The sequence below is a fragment of the Streptomyces sp. SP17BM10 genome (assembly GCF_036322405.1).
Taxonomy (GTDB): Bacteria; Actinomycetota; Actinomycetes; order Streptomycetales; family Streptomycetaceae; genus Kitasatospora.
In genome coordinates this window covers 18,547-34,007 of the sequence record NZ_JAQYXB010000327.1, presented here as the reverse complement: position 1 = coordinate 34,007, position 15,461 = coordinate 18,547, and the positions used below count along the sequence as shown (strand labels likewise).

Here is a 15,461-nt window from a genome sequence, read left to right as displayed (position 1 = left end):
CAGAGTGCACACGCCACCGCGCGGGCGAAATCCTCAGACGCCCGCCCGGAGGCGGGGCAGACTGGCCGCCCGAGGCAGGGACCGTCGGCGCAGGCGGCAGGACGCGAGCGAAGGGGTTGCGCATGGACGATCAGCACAGCGGCGAGGGCGGGCGGCGGAAACCGGCGGCCGTACCGGCACACCCGTCGGCCCTCGACTCGGTCGTGGTGTATGCCGAGGGCGCGGTCTGCCGTCGCCGGGCCACCGTGCCCGTCCCGGCCGGCGGCCGCCTGCGGCTGACGGGCCTGCCCCGCACGCTGGACGGCCGGTCGCTGCGCGCCCGGGTGCTCGCCGGCCCGGCGGGCACGGCCGTGACCGAGGCCCGGGTGGAGCAGCTGGCCGAGATCCGCGACGAGTCCGAACTCCCCGCCCTCCGGCGTGAAGTGGACGAGGCCAGGGAGCGCCTGAGCGCCCTCGTCGAGCGCCACCGCCTGGTGCTCGCCTCGATCGCCGAGACGAGCGCCCTGCGCGCGGTGCCGCCGCAGCGGCGCCGGCCCGACGAAGCCCTGCGCCGCACCCCCGCCGACGCGTGGCTCGAGCTGGCCGAGTTCGTCGACGAGCGGCTGGCCGGGCTCCAGGCCCGCGCCGAGCAGCTCACCCGGGAGATCGAACTCGCCGACCACGCGTGCGAGTCGATCAATGACCGGCTGGAGCGCGCGTCCACCGCGGGCCCCTCCCGCCCGGTGGAGACGGCCACCACCGTCCTGCTCACCCTGACGAGCGCCCCGGCCCCCGCCGGCGAGCCGGACACCGCCTCCACGCCCACCACCCCCACGTCCACCGACGACCTGAACACCGACGCCCTGGACACCACCCCCGCCCACCTGGAGATCGAGCTGGAGTACGGCGTCGCCGCCGCCCGCTGGATCCCCGCCTACCGGCTGTCGTACCGCCACGGCTCCGACAGCGGCCGCCTCGTCCTGCGCGCCTCCGTCGCCCAGCAGACCGGCGAGGACTGGACGGGCGTGCGCCTCGCGCTGTCCACCGCCGACCTCGACCGCCGCACCGACCTGCCCAAGCTGCGCTCGCTGCGGATCGGCCGCAGCCAGCCCGCGCCGCCGCCGTCCGGCTGGCGCGAGCCCCCGAGCGGCCTGTCCGACCTGTTCACCGGCTACGACGCCGCCGACGAGCTGCCCGGCAAGCCCCGGCCCCGTAGCGGACCGATCGCCGTCTCGGCGCCGACGCCCAACCCCCCGGCGTGGCCGCACCAACCACTCGCCGCCGGTCCCCACCCCGCAGCACCCGGCCGCCCGGGGCGCGCAGGCCGCCCCGGCGGAAGGCCGTACGGCGTGAGCGGCCGCGGCGGCGGCACCCTGGACTCCGCCGACGACGAGTACCCGCTGCCCTCGCCGCCCCCGCCCGGCCCCGGCTTCGCCGGCTACGGCGGCGCACCGGGCCCCCAGGCGATGCCCCCTGCACCCGGTGCACCCGCCGCCCCCGGCGGCCCCACCCCGGCCGCGTACGGCGCAGCACCCGCACCCGCGCCCTCGGCAGCCCCGATCGCGCAGTCCGGCCCGCCCGAGGCCATGAAGCGGATGGCCCACCGCAAGCGCGCCGGCGCCGTCGAATCCGCAGACCTCTGGAGCGACGGCCCCCCGGGCACCCCCGGCACACTCACCCCCGCCGCAGCCCTGCTCGACTACCCCGAGCTCGTCCTGGCGGGCCCCGACGAGCCCGCCAACCGCCGCGGCACCCTCCACCCGCCCACCGCCACCCCGGACACGGGCCCCGGCAGCCCCGGTGCCCTCGGCGGCCTCGGCCGCGTGCGCGGCCTGCGCCTGCCCCGGCACGCCGTGGCGCCGCGCGTCTCGGCCGGCTCCTTCGACCACCGCTTCGACGCCGCCGCCCCCGCCGACATCCCGTCGGACGGCACCTGGCACACCGTCACGGTGGACGAGATCCCGCTGTCCGTCCGTCCCGAGTACGTCACCGTCCCGGCCGTCGAGGAGAAGGTGTACGCGACGCTCGTCCTCGCCAACCGCACCGACCGCGCCGTCCTGGCCGGCCCGGTCGAGGTCACCGTCGACGACGAGTTCCTGCTCACCGCCGCCCTGCCCACGCTCGCCCCCGGCGGCGCGCGGCGCGTGGGCATCGGCGTCACCGAGAGCATCGAGGTGGCGCGCCGCACCGAACTGCACGAGGCCGCCGCGGGCAAGCTGAACGTGCTGAACAACAGCACCGTGCTCGACCACCGGGTGCACGTCGAACTGGCGAACCGGCTCGGCCGCGCCGTCACCGTCGAGGTGCGCGAGCGCGTGCCGGTCTCCTCCGACGCCGAGATCCGGATCGAGGAGCGCGCCGACTGGCACGCCCCGACGGTCCCGACCCCGCAGTGCCCGCCCAGCACCCGGCTCTGGCGGGTCGAGCTGCCCCCGGGCGGGCGCGCCGAGCTCGACGGCGGCTACCAGATCAAGATCCCGGCCGGAAAGGCCATCGTCGGCGGAAACCGGAGGAACTGAGAATGACCGGCCCCATCCCCCTCCCCGTCACCGCCGTCACCTGCCTGGAGGACCGCAGCCAGGTCGAGCGCACGGCGACGGTCGACCTCGTCGCGGGCGTCCAGCGCCTGCGCCTCGGCCCGCTCACCGCGCTCGCCGTGGACCGCACCCTGCGCGCCGAGACGAGCGCGCCCGGCAGCCGCGTCCTGGACGCCCGCCTGGTGCGCAGCTGGACCCCGCGCTCCCCGCTGCCGCCGGGCCCGGACGACTCCGAACTGCGCCACCGGCTGCACCGACTGGACGCCGAGACCCGGCTGACCGACCAGACCCGCGCCCGCCTGGAGGCCCGGCTCGCCCTGCTCGCCCAGCTCTCCGCCGACCTCCTGCGCGAGATCGGCGAGGGCGCGGGCGTCGGCGAGGTCGAACGCGCCCGCTGGACGCGCGAGCTGGACCGCGTGGACGCCGAGCGCGAGCGCCACGGCGAGGAGCTGCGCGCCACCCGCTCCCGGCTGCGCCGCCTGGAGGAGGAGCGCTCGCAGGCGCTGACCGCGCTCGACGAGGCCGAGGAGGAGCCGGCCGAGCTGGTCGCCCACCTGGACCTCACCGTCGAGGCCGCCTCGGCCGGCCCCGGCGCGCTGACCGTCACCCACCTGGTGCCGTGCGCTCTCTGGCGCCCGTCCTACCGCGCCACGCTCACCGGCGGGAGCCTGCGCCTGGAGTCGGAGGCCGTCGTCTGGCAGCGCACCGGCGAGGACTGGACGGGCGCGCGGCTCACCTTCTCCACCGCCCGCTCCGCCCTCGCCACCGATCCGCCCGCGATCACCGAGGACGTCCTGATGCTGCGCGAGCGCACCACCGAGGAACGCCGGACGGTCGAGGTCGAGCTGCGCGAGGAGGCGGTGAGCACGCTCGCCCCGGACGCGGCGGTGCCGGGCGTGGACGACGGCGGCGAGGTCCGGGTGCTGCCCGCGCCCGCCCCGGCCACCGTCCCGTCCGACGGCCGGGCGCACCGGGTGCCGCTGGGCGGCTTCGACGCACCGGCGAGCAGCGAGTACGCGTGCGCGCCGGAGCTGTCCCCACTGGTCACCCAGGTGGTCCGGTTCCGCAACGCGGCCGGGCACCCGCTGCTGGCCGGCCCGGTCGAGCTGGTCCGCGGCAGCGGCTTCACCGGCCGGGGCGAGCTGCGCTTCACCGCGGCGGGTGCCAAGGCCGAGCTGGCGTTCGGCAGCTCGGACGGCTACCGGGTGGTCCGCGAGACCGAGGAGCGCCAGGCCACCGCCGGGCTCACCGGCCGCCAGACGACCACCCGGAAGGTCCGGCTGCACCTGTCCCGCTTCTCCGGCCCGGAGGAGCGGGACGAGCAGGTCGTCACGGTCCGCGAGCGGGTGCCGGTCTCGGAGGTGTCGGCGGTGGAGGTGCGGCTGCGCAAGGAGGAGTGCACCCCGGCCCCGGACGCCTTCGACGCCGAGGGCATCGTCCGCTGGGACGTGCCGCTCGGCCCAGGCGCCCGCCGGACGGTCACGCTGGTGTACGAGGTCTCGGCGTCCTCGAAGGTGGCCGGGCTCTGACACCCGCACCGCAGTGACACCGGATCAGCACCGGCCCGCACAGCACCAAAGGGACCGAACCGGGTACAAAAGGAACATGATCCTCCACCTCGCCCCCCTGGACGACTGGCTGGCCGACCCCGGCCGCCCGTACGCCGCCGCCTCGCTGCTCACCGACGGGTTCATCCACTGCTCGGCGGACGAGCGGACGGCGCTCGCGGTGGCCAACCACTTCTTCGCCGACACCCCCGATCCGCTGATGGTGCTGCTGATCGAGGAGTCGCTGGTGGAACCGATGGTCAAGTGGGAGGCCCCGCACGGCGCACCGCCGCCCGGGGCCACCCCCGGCGTGCAGTTCCCGCACATCTACGGCCGGCTGAACCGCTCCGCCGTGGTGGGCCTGGAGAAGGTCCTGCGCGGCCCGGACGGCCGCTGGGCCTCCCTCACGCCCTGGAGCTGAGCGTCCAGGAGCCGAGCCCCGGAACCGAGCCCGGAACCAGAGCGAGGGCTCACAGCCACCCGCGCTCCCGCGCCGCCATGCCGGCCTGGAAGCGGGTGGTGGCGCCCAGCGCCCGCATGAGGCTCTGCAGCCGGCGCTGGGTGGTGCGGGCGCTCCAGCCAAGCGAGCGGGCGATCGACTCGTCGGTCAGGCCGGCCGCCAGCAGGCCCAGCAGCTTGCGGTGGTCGGCCGCCGGCTCCAGCGCCGTGTCCGTCGCGCCGATCGCGGCCTGGAGCTGGACGGCCCGCTCCCACTCGGCCTCGAACAGGGTGTCCAGCGCCTGGAGCAGCGCCGAGGGGTGGATGACGTAGGCGGCGTCGAGGACGCTGTCGCCGACGCTGATCGGGATGATCGCCATCCGGTCGTCCGAGATGATCATCTTCATCGGCAGCGTGGGCCGGACCCGCGCCTCCTCGCCGTCCGCGACGCCGACCAGGATGTTCTTCTCCAGCCGCCCCGGCCAGGCCACCGCCTCCCGGTCGTAGATGGTCCGGAAGCGCAGCCCCTCGCGAAGCCGGTCCCGCTGCGTGGGCATGAGCCCGACCGGGTCCTGGATGTACGGCGGGCAGTCGAAGCCGCGCACCTGGTACTGGCTGGTCTCGGTGATGTGCTCCAGCCGCTGGGCGATCGCCTCGCCGCCGGTGAGCACCTCGACCGAGTGCGCGGGGTCGGTGTAGCGCGACGCCTCCCGGAAGGCGTCCATCAGCCGGTGCATCTCGGCCCGCGCGTGGCGCAGTTCGGACTCGCGGTGGCCTATCAGGGTCCCGATCGCGACGTCGGGGGCGACCGGCAGGTAGCGCTGGCGGTCCACCGGCGCGCGGGTGGCCATGCCCTGCTGGGCGAGCCGGTCGAGCGCGCGCACGCTCTGCTGGAGGGTCAGGCCGCAGCTCTCGGCCAGGTCCTCCGCGGTGGACTGCGGGTTGGCCACCAGCGCGGCGTAGACCTGTCCGTCCGGCTCGGCCAGTCCCAGTGCGCTGAGTGGTGCATCGGACACGACGCCGTCTCCCCCTTGTCGCCCCCACCGGCGCCCGCCCTGGCGCACTCCCGCCACGTGGCGCGGCGGTGGTCGGGTGGCCATCCTCTGCCACGGATCATGGCGCTGACAAGGCCGTGACCAGCGGGTGCGTCCCGGCTCACACGCACGCCGGAGGGTCCCCCGCCACCACGGGCGGGAGACCCTCCGGAGAACAGTCGGTGAAGCGGGGGCCTACAGGCCGACCTCGTGCATCAGCCGGCCGACCTCGGGGTTGGTGAGGCGGCGCAGCCAGCCCGACTTCTGGTCGCCCAGCGCGATCGGGCCGAAGTGGGTGCGCACGAGCTTCTCGACCGGGAAGCCGACCTCGGCCAGCATCCGGCGCACGATGTGCTTGCGGCCCTCGTGCAGGGTCACCTCGACCAGGTAGTTCTTGCCGACGTTGGAGATGACCTTGAAGCTGTCGGCACGGGCGTAGCCGTCCTCCAGCTCGACGCCCTGGGCGAGCTGCTTGCCCAGGTCGCGCGGGATCGGGCCCTGGATGGCGGCCAGGTAGGTCTTGGTCACGCCGTACTTGGGGTGGGTGAGGCGGTGGGCCAGCTCACCGTGGTTGGTGAGCAGGATGATGCCCTCGGTCTCGGTGTCCAGGCGGCCGACGTGGAACAGCCGGGTCTCCCGGTTGGTCACGTAGTCGCCGAGGCACTGGCGGCCCTCCGGGTCCTCCATGGTGGAGACGACGCCGGCCGGCTTGTTGAGCGCGAAGAACAGGTAGGACTGGGTGGCGACGGTCAGACCGTCGACCTTGATCTCGTCCTTCTCCGGGTCGACGCGCTTGCCCTGCTCGGTCACGGTCTTGCCGTTGACCTCGACGCGCCCCTGCTCGATCAGCTCCTCGCAGGCCCGGCGGCTGCCGATGCCGGCCCGGGCCAGCACCTTCTGCAGGCGCTCGCCCTCGGGCTCGCCGAAGGTCTTGGGCAGCTTGACGGCGGGCTTGTCGTGCCGGGCGAGGACGGCGTCCTCGATCCGGGCCTGGAGCTCGCGCGAGCGCTGCGGCTGGCGGCGCGGGTCGCCCGGGGCGCCCTGGCCCTCGCGGCGCGGGCGCGGGGCCGGGCCGGGGCGCCGGCCGGCGAAGCTGCCGCGGGCGGGGGTGGCGTTGGGGCCGCCGCCGAACTCGGGGCGGTCGTAGCGCCGCTCCTCGGGCCGCAGCGGGCGGTCCGGGTAGCGCCGGTCGTCCCTGCGGTCGTCGCGCCGGTCGTCACGGCGGGAGTCCCGGCCGGAGGAGCCGGAGCCGCCGCGCGAACCCGAACCGCCGCCGTAGGAGCCGCCCCGCGAGCCGCCACCGTACGAACCGCCGCCGGACGAACCGCCCCGCGAGCCACCGCCGTACGAACCGCCGCCGGACGAACCGCCCCGCGAGCCCGAGCCGCCGCGGCCGCCGCCGCCCCCGTAGGAGCCGCCGCCCCGGCCCCCGCCCTGTCCGCCGCGACCGCTTCCGCCGCCGCTGCTGTTCCTGCCGTTGCCACTGCTACGCATCAAAGTGTCCGTACGTCGTTCCGTCTGGGATGTGCGGTCGTTTCGGCCGACCTCACCGCCCCCTGCCGATCGTGCTCAGCCCGACCGGCCTCGCCACTGCCGTCCGCGGCCTGCGCGGCAGCGGCGGCGACCGCCTCCGCGATCATCGTGCCCTCCAGGGACTCCGCTTCCACGTCGTCGACCTCGGGCAGGAAGGGAGCGAGCTCCGGCAGCTCGTCCAGGCCGCGGAGCCCCATCCGTTCCAGGAAGTAGTTCGTCGTCCGATACAGGATCGCACCTGTTTCGGGCTCGGATCCGGCCTCTTCCACCAGTCCTCGCTGTACCAGGGTACGCATCACGCCGTCACAGTTCACACCGCGGACGGCCGAGACGCGGGATCTGGACACCGGCTGACGGTAGGCGACGACCGCCAGGGTCTCCAGCGCGGCCTGGGTGAGCCGGGTCTGCTGGCCGTCCAGGACGAAGCGGTCGACGGCCGGCGAGCAGGCGGCCCGGCTGTAGAAGCGCCAGCCGCCGGCGACGTGCCGCAGGTCGAAACCGCGCCCCTGGGCGGTGTACTCGGCGGACAGCCCGCGCAGGGCGTCGGCGATCTCGGCCCGGGGCCGCTCCAGCACGCCGGCCAGGCGGTCCTCGGTCACCGGTTCCTCGACGATCATCAGGATCGCCTCCAGCCCGGCCCGCAGCCCGAAGCCGTCCTCCCGGTCCTCGCCGGGCTCCCCGTCCTCCCCGTGGCCCGCGACCGGCGGCACCTCGGCGGTCGGCGGAGCCGACTTCTGGTGCACCACGCGCGCCTCGGCGGCGGGGGCCAGGGACTCCGTCAACGGCTCCGGCTCGTCCAGCACGAGCTCGAAGGCCGGTTCCAGCCACTCCTCGGCCCGCGGCCGCCCGGGCAGCCCCAGCCGGCGGCGCTGCGGCCGCCCGCCGCCCTCCGCAGACGTCTCCGTCACCCGTCGTCCTCCTTCTGCCCCGCCGGCCGGTCGAACTCGTCCGTGACCTCCACCGCGCCGCGTCCGGGCTCGGCCACCCACCGCACGGTCAGCTCCCCGAGCGCCTCCGGCTGCTCGAAGGCGAGCGCCTGCTCGCGGTAGAGCTCCAGCAGCGCGAGGAAGCGGGCCACGACCACCAGGGTGTCCGGCGCGTCCGCGACGAGGTCCCGGAACGACGCCTCGCCCAGCTCCGTGAGCAGCGCCACCACCAGCCCGGCCTGCTCGCGCACGCTGACCGGCGGGGTGTGGATGTGGTCGACGTACACGACCGGCGCCGGCCTGGGCTCCATCGCCTTGGCCGCGAGCTGCGCGAGCCGCTCCGCACCGATGGTGAGGACCACCTCGGGCAGCAGCTCGGCGTGGTGCGGCTCCAGCCCCGCGGTGCGCGGCCGCAGGCGCAGCTCGGCGGCCCAGCGCTCCCCGAACACCTCGGCCGCCCGCTTGTACGCCCGATACTGCAACAGCCGCGCGAACAGCATGTCGCGCGCTTCCAGGAGGGCGAGGTCCTCCTCGTCCTCGACCTCGGCGGCGGGCAGCAGCCGGGCGGCCTTGAGGTCGAGCAGGGTGGCGGCGACGACGAGGAACTCGGTGGCCGCGTCGAGGTCCCAGTCCGGGCCCATGGCCCGGATGTGCGCGAGGAACTCGTCCGTCACAGTGGCCAGCGCCACCTCGGTGACGTCCATCCGGTGCTTGGCGATCAGGCCCAGGAGGAGGTCGAAGGGGCCCTCGAAGTTGTCCAGCCGCACCCGGAACCCGCCCCGCGACCCGTCGTCGGTCCCGGGGCTCGCGGCGGTCGCAGGCGGTTCGGCGGTGCTCGGCATGACGTTCCATCTTCACCCGGCCCCGGCGCCCGCCCCGCCCCGGGGCACTCGACACGCCGTGCGCCGGGACGCCGGGGCGCCCCGACACGCCCCGGTGACGTGGCGCTAGCGGCCGCGCAGGCGCCGCACCAGGATGGAGGCCTCGCCGCGCTGCTCCAGGTCCGCCAGGACGACCGCGATGGCCTCCCGGACGATCCGCCCGCGGTCCACGGCCAGGCCGTGCTCGCCGCGCAGCACCAGCCGGGTGTGCTCGAGGTCCATGAGCTCCTCGGCGGACACGTACACGGTGATCTTCTCGTCGTGCCGCTCGCGTCCGCTGGGCCGCCGCGGCGCGCGGCCGCGCGGGCGGGCCCGTCCGGCGGCGCCCGCCTGCTCCTCGGAGGCGCCGCCGACCCGGGCGGGCGCCGGGGCGCCGGCCGACGTGGCGGCGGCGGCGCGGCCGCCCTGGACCCCGGCGGAGCGCTGCACGGGCGGCTGCGCGGGCGCCGGGACGGTGGCGGCCGGCTGGTCCTGCGGGGACGGCCTGCGTCCCGTCTCGCCGGTGCTCTGGGCGTCCTGCGTGCCCTCGGCGCCCTCGGCGCCGTCCGTGCCGTTGCCGGTCCGCGCGGTCTCCGGTCTGGATGCCTCGGCGGCCGGACGCGGCGCGAGGGACGGCGACAGCGCCATCCCGCCGGTGGTCCGGAACAGCTCGTCGGCACCCGGGAGACTCACTCGGCGGGGCGGCACCGGTCGAGCACCTCCCTGGCGAGCTGGCGGTAGGCGGCGGCACCGACCGAGTTGGTCGCGTACGTGGTGATCGGCTCGCCGGCGACGGTGGTCTCCGGGAAGCGCACGGTCCGCCCGATGACGGTGTGGAAGACGTGCTCGCCGAAGGCCTCGACGACGCGTGCGAGCACCTCGCGGCTGTGCACGGTGCGCGAGTCGTACATGGTGGCGAGGATGCCGTCCAGGCGCAGCTCGGGGTTGAGCCGCTCGCAGACCTTCTCGATGGTCTCGGTGAGCAGCGCGACGCCGCGCAGCGCGAAGAACTCGCACTCCAGCGGGACGATGACGCTGTGAGCGGCCGTCAGCGCATTGACCGTCAGCAGGCCCAGCGAGGGCTGGCAGTCGATGATGACGTAGTCGTAGTCCGGCAGGAGGGGCTTCAGGGCGCGCGCCAGCGCGGACTCCCGGGCCACCTCGCTGACGAGTTGCACCTCGGCGGCGGAGAGGTCGATGTTGGACGGCAGCAGGTCCATGCCCGGCACGGCCGTCTTGAGGAGGACCTCATCGGCCGTCAGGCCGCGCTCCATGAGCAGGTTGTAGACCGTGACGTCGAGTTCCATCGGGTTGACGCCCAGTCCGACGGAGAGCGCGCCCTGCGGGTCGAAGTCGACGAGCAGCACCCGGCGGCCGTACTCGGCCAGCGCGGCGCCCAGGTTGATGGTCGACGTGGTCTTGCCGACGCCGCCCTTCTGGTTGCACATCGCGATGATCTGCGCGGGGCCGTGCTCGGCCACCGGCGCGGGAATCGGGAAGTAGGGCAGCGGACGGCCGGTGGGGCCGACCCGCTCGCGGCGCTGGCGCGCGGCGTCCGGGGCCAGCGTGGCGGCGTACTCCGGGTCCGGCTCGTACTCGGCGTCCGGGTCGTCGTAGGCGCCGTAGGCGAACTCGCCGTAGGCCAGGCCGTAGGCCGCCAAGTCGGTGTCGTGATCGGTCACCGTGGTCACCTGCGCTGTGTTCTGGCGTGCTTCGAAAGTACGGAGTGCGACCGAGCCGACCTCGGCCGAGCCCACGGTGGGCTGCCGGGCCCCGGGCTCCTCACTCGGCTGGCCGGCGGTGCGTTCCGCCAGTCCTGGCTGACCACCCCCGGGAGCAAATGTCGACTCATTCACAAGTCGTCTTACCTCCTTGGGCATCCAGGACTCTATGTCGATTCGTCAGCGTGGCAGCAGCCGACGGTTTGCGACTCTAGGCCGTTCAAGGCGTTCGCAGCAACACAATCCACGGTAGTGGGCATGATGTGTCGACTATCGGGCGGGCCGCTGTCAAGGGATGAGTGGCCTGTTGACCCTAACGTTTCTGCGCCGGGGTGCGGTGGGGTGACACGACCGACGGAAATTGACGACAGAGCGATCCGCCCGCGCCACCGACCGTTCACGCGCACGGCGAAGCCCCCGACCCGAGGGGAGAGGGTCGGGGGCGAACGACCGCCGTGCGGTCAGGGTGTTCAGGCGAGCACGCTCTCCAGGGACACCGACTCCAGGCCGAAGGCCTCGGCGACGGCCGGGAAGGTGATCTGGCCCTCGTGCACGTTCAGGCCCTTGGCGAGCGCCGGGTCACGGCGCAGCGCCTCCTTCCACCCGCGGTTGGCCAGCTCGACGACGTACGGCAGCGTCGCGTTGGTCAGCGCGTAGGTGGAGGTGTTCGGGACGGCGCCCGGCATGTTGGCCACGCAGTAGAACACCGAGTCGTGGACCTGGAAGGTCGGCTCGGCGTGCGTGGTGGGACGCGAGTCCTCGAAGCAGCCGCCCTGGTCGATGGCGATGTCGACGAGCACGGAGCCCGGCTTCATGCGGGAGACCAGCTCGTTGGTGACGAGCTTCGGGGCCTTGGCGCCCGGGATCAGCACGGCGCCGATGACCAGGTCGGCCTCGATGACGGCCTTCTCCAGCTCGAAGGTGTTGGAGACGATGGCCTTGATCTTCGTGCCGAAGATGCGGTCGGCCTCGCGCAGCTTGTTGATGTCGCGGTCGAGCAGGGTCACGTCGTAGCCCATGCCGATGGCGATGGTGGCCGCGTGCCAGCCGGAGACGCCACCGCCGATGACGACGGCCTTGGCCGGGTGGGTGCCGGGCACGCCACCGGGCAGCACGCCGCGGCCGCCGGCCGGGCGCATCAGGTGGTAGGAGCCGACCTGCGGGGCCAGGCGGCCCGCGACCTCGGACATCGGGGCGAGCAGCGGCAGGGCGCCGTTGCCGAGCTGCACGGTCTCGTAGGCGATCGCGGTGGTGCCGGACGCGACGAGCGCGTCGGTGCCGGCGCGGTCGGCCGCCAGGTGCAGGTACGTGAAGAGGGTCTGGCCCTTGCGGAGGCGGTGGTACTCCGAGGCGATGGGCTCCTTGACCTTCAGCAGCAGGTCGGCGGTGGCCCACACCTCGTCGGCGGTGGGGAGGATGGTGGCACCGGCGGCCACGTACTCCTCGTTGGGGATCGAGGAGCCGACACCGGCGTTGTCCTCGATGTAGACCTCGTGTCCGTTGCGGACCAGCTCATGCACGCCGGCGGGCGTGATGGCCACGCGGTACTCGTGGTTCTTGACCTCGCGGGGGATGCCGACCTTCACGGCTAAACACGTCCTCTTGCCATGGGGGTCCCTACCGGAGAAGACCGGCGGGCGACGCGCACGGGGGGAAGCCTCCGGGGGCAGCCCGGGGCATGGATCGCTGCGCGACTGAGTTCGAGTGTAATGAAGCCCAGTCGGCGTGTCAGCCTTCCAAAGTGACTAATTTTGCCGGACACATTGGCAGGTTCGTAGGCTTCCGCCCTGATGTTCCCATCAAAAATGTCCGAACCGGACAACTAAGACAATACCCCCGAACGGCCCATCATCACCCGGTCTGGAGGCGTTCGCGCAGGTCCGCCAGGCTGGCCCCGACGGCCTCCTGACCCCGCTCGTCGCCCAACCTGCGGAGCACCGCCAGGGCGGCGCGGTACTCGCGCTCGGCCTCCTCGAAACGGCGCTGGGCGGTGTGCGCCTCGGCCACCCGGGCGAGCAGCCGGGCCTCCGCCGCCTGCTCCCCCATCGCCTGCCGCAGCCCGAGCGCCCGGCCGTACCAGTCGGCGGCGCGCACCGCGTCCCCGAGCGCCCGGTGGCACCCGGCCGCGCCCTCCAGCGCCCGCGCGCAGAGCGGCTGGTCGCCGACGCTGCGGGCGTGCTCCAGGGCGGCCCGGTAGTGGGTCCCGGCGAGCTCCCAGCGCCCGGCGGCGGCCTGCAGGTCGCCCAGGTTGAGCAGCGCGGCCGAGGCTCGCCGGGGCCGGCCGTTGCGCTCGGCGACGGTCAGCACCAACTCGTGCAGGCGGTGCAGGTCGGCGGGGCCGGCGCCGCCGGTGAGCGGCAGCGCCCGCAACAGCGCGGTGACCAGCCGCCCGGCCGAACCGTCGAGGTCGCCCTGGCCGATCGCGTCGCCGACGGCGCCGAGCAGGAGGTCCCGCTCGCCGAGCAGCCACTCCCGGGCGTGCGCGGCCGAGCGCAGCCGCAGCGCGGCGGGCAGCGGCTCCGGCGCGGGCCCGGCGGCCGGGTCGAGCAGCGCCCGGGCCGACTCGGTGAGCCGGACCATCCGCTCCAGCAGCCGGGCCCGGGCGAGCTCGGTCTCGGCGGGCCGGTCCTCGTGCTCGCGCAGCCGCACGAGCCGCGGGTAGAGCCGCGCGGGCACCCGGTAGCGCGGCGTGCCGTCGGGAGCCGGCGGCTCCTCGGCGAGCAGCTCCCGCTCGGCGAGCGCGGCCAGCGTCGCGGCGGCGTCCGGGGCCGGGCAGCCGACCAGGGCGGAGGCGGTGCGGGGGTCGGCGGTCTGGGCGGGGGCCAGGGTGAGGGTGCGCAGCATCCGCGCCTGGGCGGCCGGCAGCGTGCGGTACACCAGGGTGAACGCGCCGACCAGCGGGTCGTTGTCCGGGACGGGCACCGGCTCGGCGGGCTCCGGGGCGGGCTTGACCCAGGCCGCCGGGTCCGTGGCCGGTTCGGCGGGCGGCTCCGGCGCCGCGACGGCGCCACCGGTCCCGGGCCCCTTCGCGTCCTTGACGCCGTTGGTCCCCTTGCCTCCCTTGGCGCCCCTGGCGGCCTTCGCCCCCTTCGCGGCCGCCGTCTCCTCTTCTCTCTTCCGCTCGTTCGGAACGCTCTTCACGACGCTCTGCGCGGCCCCCGTCGCCACGTCGTTCAGAACGTTCTTACCGGCGTCCTTCCCCACGCCCTTCTCGCCGTCGTTCGCGCCCTTGGTCCGGTCCGCCGCCGGCCGGGCCGCCTCCTCGCCGAGGACGCCCGCGAGCTCGCGGGCCGCCTCCGTGACGGCCGCCTTGGGGTTTTCGCGGAGCCACCCGGCCATCAGCCGCAGCGCGGCCGGCCGGGCGGCGCAGGCCTCGGCGAGGTCGGCGCCGCCGACCGGGTCGCAGGAGATCCGGGTGCCCCCGACCAGGTCGGCGAGCAGCTCGCCGGAGGCCTGCCGGTCGAGGCCGCCGAGGATGACGGGGTCGATGTCCTCGATGCCGGTGAGCGGCCCGGCGGTGGTGGCGAGCACCAGGCAGCCGGGCTCGTCGGCGAGCAGCGGCCACAGCTGCCCGGCGTCCCGGACGTCGTCGAGCAGCAGCAGGACCCTGCGCCCGGCCAGGGCCTCGCGCAGGGCGACGCAGGCCGGCTCGTCGCGCCCGTCCTCGGTGGCGCCGGGCAACGGCACGTCCGCGTCCGGGTCGAGCTGCTCCAGCAGCAGGCGGGCGGCGCGGGCGGGCGGCACCCGGAAGCCGTCGGGCGCGGACAGGCGGGTGAAGAGCACGCCGTCGGGGTAGTCCGGGGCCGCGGTGCGGGCGAAGCGCACGGCGAGCGCGGTGCGGCCCGAGCCGGGGCGCCCGGCGAGCACGAGCACCGGGCTGCGGCCGACGGCCGGGCGGGCCGCGGCGGCCCGCAGCGCGGCCAGTTCGGCGCGCCGCCCGGCGAACACCGCGGGGCCCGCCGGCAGCCGCTCCACACCGGGCACGACCCCGGCGGGCACTCCGGGGCCGGTGTCCATCGTCACCGTCTTCCTCGCCACCCGTGCCCACTCCCGACGTCGTCCGGCGCTCAGCTCACGCGGCCCGGGACGGACCGCCTGTCTGCGAAGCGTAGTTCGGCCGTCCGGCCCGGCCGAGGTGACATCCGGTCGTACGAACCGGCGAATCACCCCGCCGGATCAACGGGAGCGCCGGGACGGGCCGCACGGGCCCCGGCTCAGACCTCGAAGGGCCGGGCCGGCCAGGGCGCCTGCGGCGGGCGCAGCGCGTCCAGGCCGCCGGGGCTCGTCAGCGCGGCGTGCACGGCGAGGGTGCCGGTGATCAGCGTCGGGTTGTGGAGCTGCCCGGCCTGGATCAGCCGGATGAGCTCGGGCACCGGCACCCGGGCCGTCTCGATCTCCTGCTCCTCGCCCTCGGCCGAGTAGCGCTCGCCGCCGGCCTCGGACAGGTCGGTCGCGAGGAACATCCGCAGTGCCTCGTCGGTGCCGCCCGGGGAGGTGTAGTAGTCGGCGAGCACCCGCCAGGTGCGGGCCTCGACGTGCGCCTCCTCGTACAGCTCCCGCTTGGCCGCGTGCCACGGGTTCTCACCGGGCACGTCGAGCAGGCCCGCCGGCAGCTCCCAGAGCCGCTGGCGCACGGGGTGGCGGTACTGGCGCAGGATCAGCACCCGCTCCTTGTCGTCCAGGGCGAGCACCGACACCGAGCCGGGGTGGGTCTGGTAGTCGCGGCGGGCCCAGCTGCCGTCGGGCATCCGGACCTCCTCGCTGCGCACGCCCGTGACCCGGCCCTGGAACGGGGTGCGGCCCTCCCGGACCTCCCACTCCTCGGCCGTGTCGGCGATCACCCGGTCGCTGCTGTCGTCCATCGCTCTCCCCTTTTCGTCAGTACG

General features: G+C 75.1%; 12 protein-coding genes. 3 read left to right on the top strand and 9 right to left on the bottom strand.

What is annotated here, in order from left to right; genetic code table 11:
• Nucleotides 1-122 precede the first annotated feature (122 nt).
• From PUR71_RS01770 to PUR71_RS01760, 3 genes are all read left to right on the top strand, one after another.
• Nucleotides 123-2,498, top strand: coding sequence for a DUF4139 domain-containing protein (locus PUR71_RS01770; protein WP_329924494.1), 2,376 nt, complete (start codon nt 123-125; stop codon nt 2,496-2,498).
• Nucleotides 2,499-2,500: 2 nt separating this feature from the next.
• Entirely contained in the window at nt 2,501-4,045 is a 1,545-nt protein-coding gene (locus tag PUR71_RS01765) for a mucoidy inhibitor MuiA family protein (RefSeq protein ID WP_329924493.1), read from the top strand.
• A 76-nt stretch (nt 4,046-4,121) separates the two neighbouring features.
• On the top strand, nt 4,122-4,484 hold the full coding sequence (locus tag PUR71_RS01760) for a DUF952 domain-containing protein (RefSeq protein WP_329924492.1): 363 nt from the start codon (nt 4,122-4,124) through the stop codon (nt 4,482-4,484).
• A gap of 49 nt (nt 4,485-4,533) precedes the next feature.
• Here the strand turns inward: PUR71_RS01760 and PUR71_RS01755 are convergent, their stop codons facing one another.
• The 9 genes from PUR71_RS01755 to PUR71_RS01715 all read right to left on the bottom strand — a co-directional run bounded on the left by PUR71_RS01755 (nt 4,534) and on the right by PUR71_RS01715 (nt 15,437).
• Complete coding sequence (locus PUR71_RS01755) at nt 4,534-5,517, bottom strand: helix-turn-helix domain-containing protein (RefSeq protein ID WP_329924491.1); 984 nt, start codon at nt 5,515-5,517, stop codon at nt 4,534-4,536.
• Between the two features lie 213 nt (nt 5,518-5,730).
• A complete protein-coding gene (locus PUR71_RS01750) occupies nt 5,731-7,029 on the bottom strand; it encodes a pseudouridine synthase (protein WP_329924490.1) in 1,299 nt (432 codons plus the stop codon).
• Complete coding sequence (scpB, locus tag PUR71_RS01745) at nt 7,029-7,685, bottom strand: SMC-Scp complex subunit ScpB (RefSeq protein WP_443077318.1); 657 nt, start codon at nt 7,683-7,685, stop codon at nt 7,029-7,031. Before scpB ends, PUR71_RS01750 begins: the two co-directional genes overlap by 1 nt.
• A gap of 287 nt (nt 7,686-7,972) precedes the next feature.
• Nucleotides 7,973-8,836 carry a segregation and condensation protein A gene (locus PUR71_RS01740; RefSeq protein ID WP_329924489.1) on the bottom strand — a complete coding sequence of 288 codons (864 nt, stop codon included), beginning with the start codon at nt 8,834-8,836 and terminating at the stop codon, nt 7,973-7,975.
• A gap of 105 nt (nt 8,837-8,941) precedes the next feature.
• A complete protein-coding gene (locus PUR71_RS01735) occupies nt 8,942-9,547 on the bottom strand; it encodes a hypothetical protein (protein ID WP_329924488.1) in 606 nt (201 codons plus the stop codon).
• Nucleotides 9,544-10,611, bottom strand: a complete 1,068-nt coding sequence (locus PUR71_RS01730; protein WP_030290161.1) for a ParA family protein — start codon at nt 10,609-10,611, stop codon at nt 9,544-9,546. The genes PUR71_RS01735 and PUR71_RS01730 overlap by 4 nt, the downstream gene beginning before the upstream one ends.
• A gap of 434 nt (nt 10,612-11,045) precedes the next feature.
• The gene (gene ald, locus PUR71_RS01725; protein ID WP_329924486.1) at nt 11,046-12,161 is read right to left on the bottom strand and encodes an alanine dehydrogenase; all 1,116 of its coding nucleotides are present in this window, start codon (nt 12,159-12,161) and stop codon (nt 11,046-11,048) included.
• A gap of 265 nt (nt 12,162-12,426) precedes the next feature.
• Nucleotides 12,427-14,613 carry a tetratricopeptide repeat protein gene (locus tag PUR71_RS01720; protein WP_329924485.1) on the bottom strand — a complete coding sequence of 729 codons (2,187 nt, stop codon included), beginning with the start codon at nt 14,611-14,613 and terminating at the stop codon, nt 12,427-12,429.
• A gap of 176 nt (nt 14,614-14,789) precedes the next feature.
• Complete coding sequence (locus tag PUR71_RS01715) at nt 14,790-15,437, bottom strand: NUDIX hydrolase (RefSeq protein ID WP_329924484.1); 648 nt, start codon at nt 15,435-15,437, stop codon at nt 14,790-14,792.
• Nucleotides 15,438-15,461 lie beyond the last annotated feature (24 nt).

What these genes read in the sequence shown, in the direction of transcription:
- PUR71_RS01715 (WP_329924484.1), bottom strand. Translation starts at nt 15,437, where the DNA reads ATGGACGACAGCAGCGACCGGGTGATCGCCGACACGGCCGAGGAGTGG.
- PUR71_RS01740 (WP_329924489.1), bottom strand. Translation starts at nt 8,836, where the DNA reads ATGCCGAGCACCGCCGAACCGCCTGCGACCGCCGCGAGCCCCGGGACC.
- scpB (WP_443077318.1), bottom strand. Translation starts at nt 7,685, where the DNA reads ATGATCGTCGAGGAACCGGTGACCGAGGACCGCCTGGCCGGCGTGCTG.
- PUR71_RS01760 (WP_329924492.1), top strand. Translation starts at nt 4,122, where the DNA reads ATGATCCTCCACCTCGCCCCCCTGGACGACTGGCTGGCCGACCCCGGC.
- PUR71_RS01770 (WP_329924494.1), top strand. Translation starts at nt 123, where the DNA reads ATGGACGATCAGCACAGCGGCGAGGGCGGGCGGCGGAAACCGGCGGCC.
- PUR71_RS01765 (WP_329924493.1), top strand. Translation starts at nt 2,501, where the DNA reads ATGACCGGCCCCATCCCCCTCCCCGTCACCGCCGTCACCTGCCTGGAG.
- PUR71_RS01750 (WP_329924490.1), bottom strand. Translation starts at nt 7,029, where the DNA reads ATGCGTAGCAGTGGCAACGGCAGGAACAGCAGCGGCGGCGGAAGCGGT.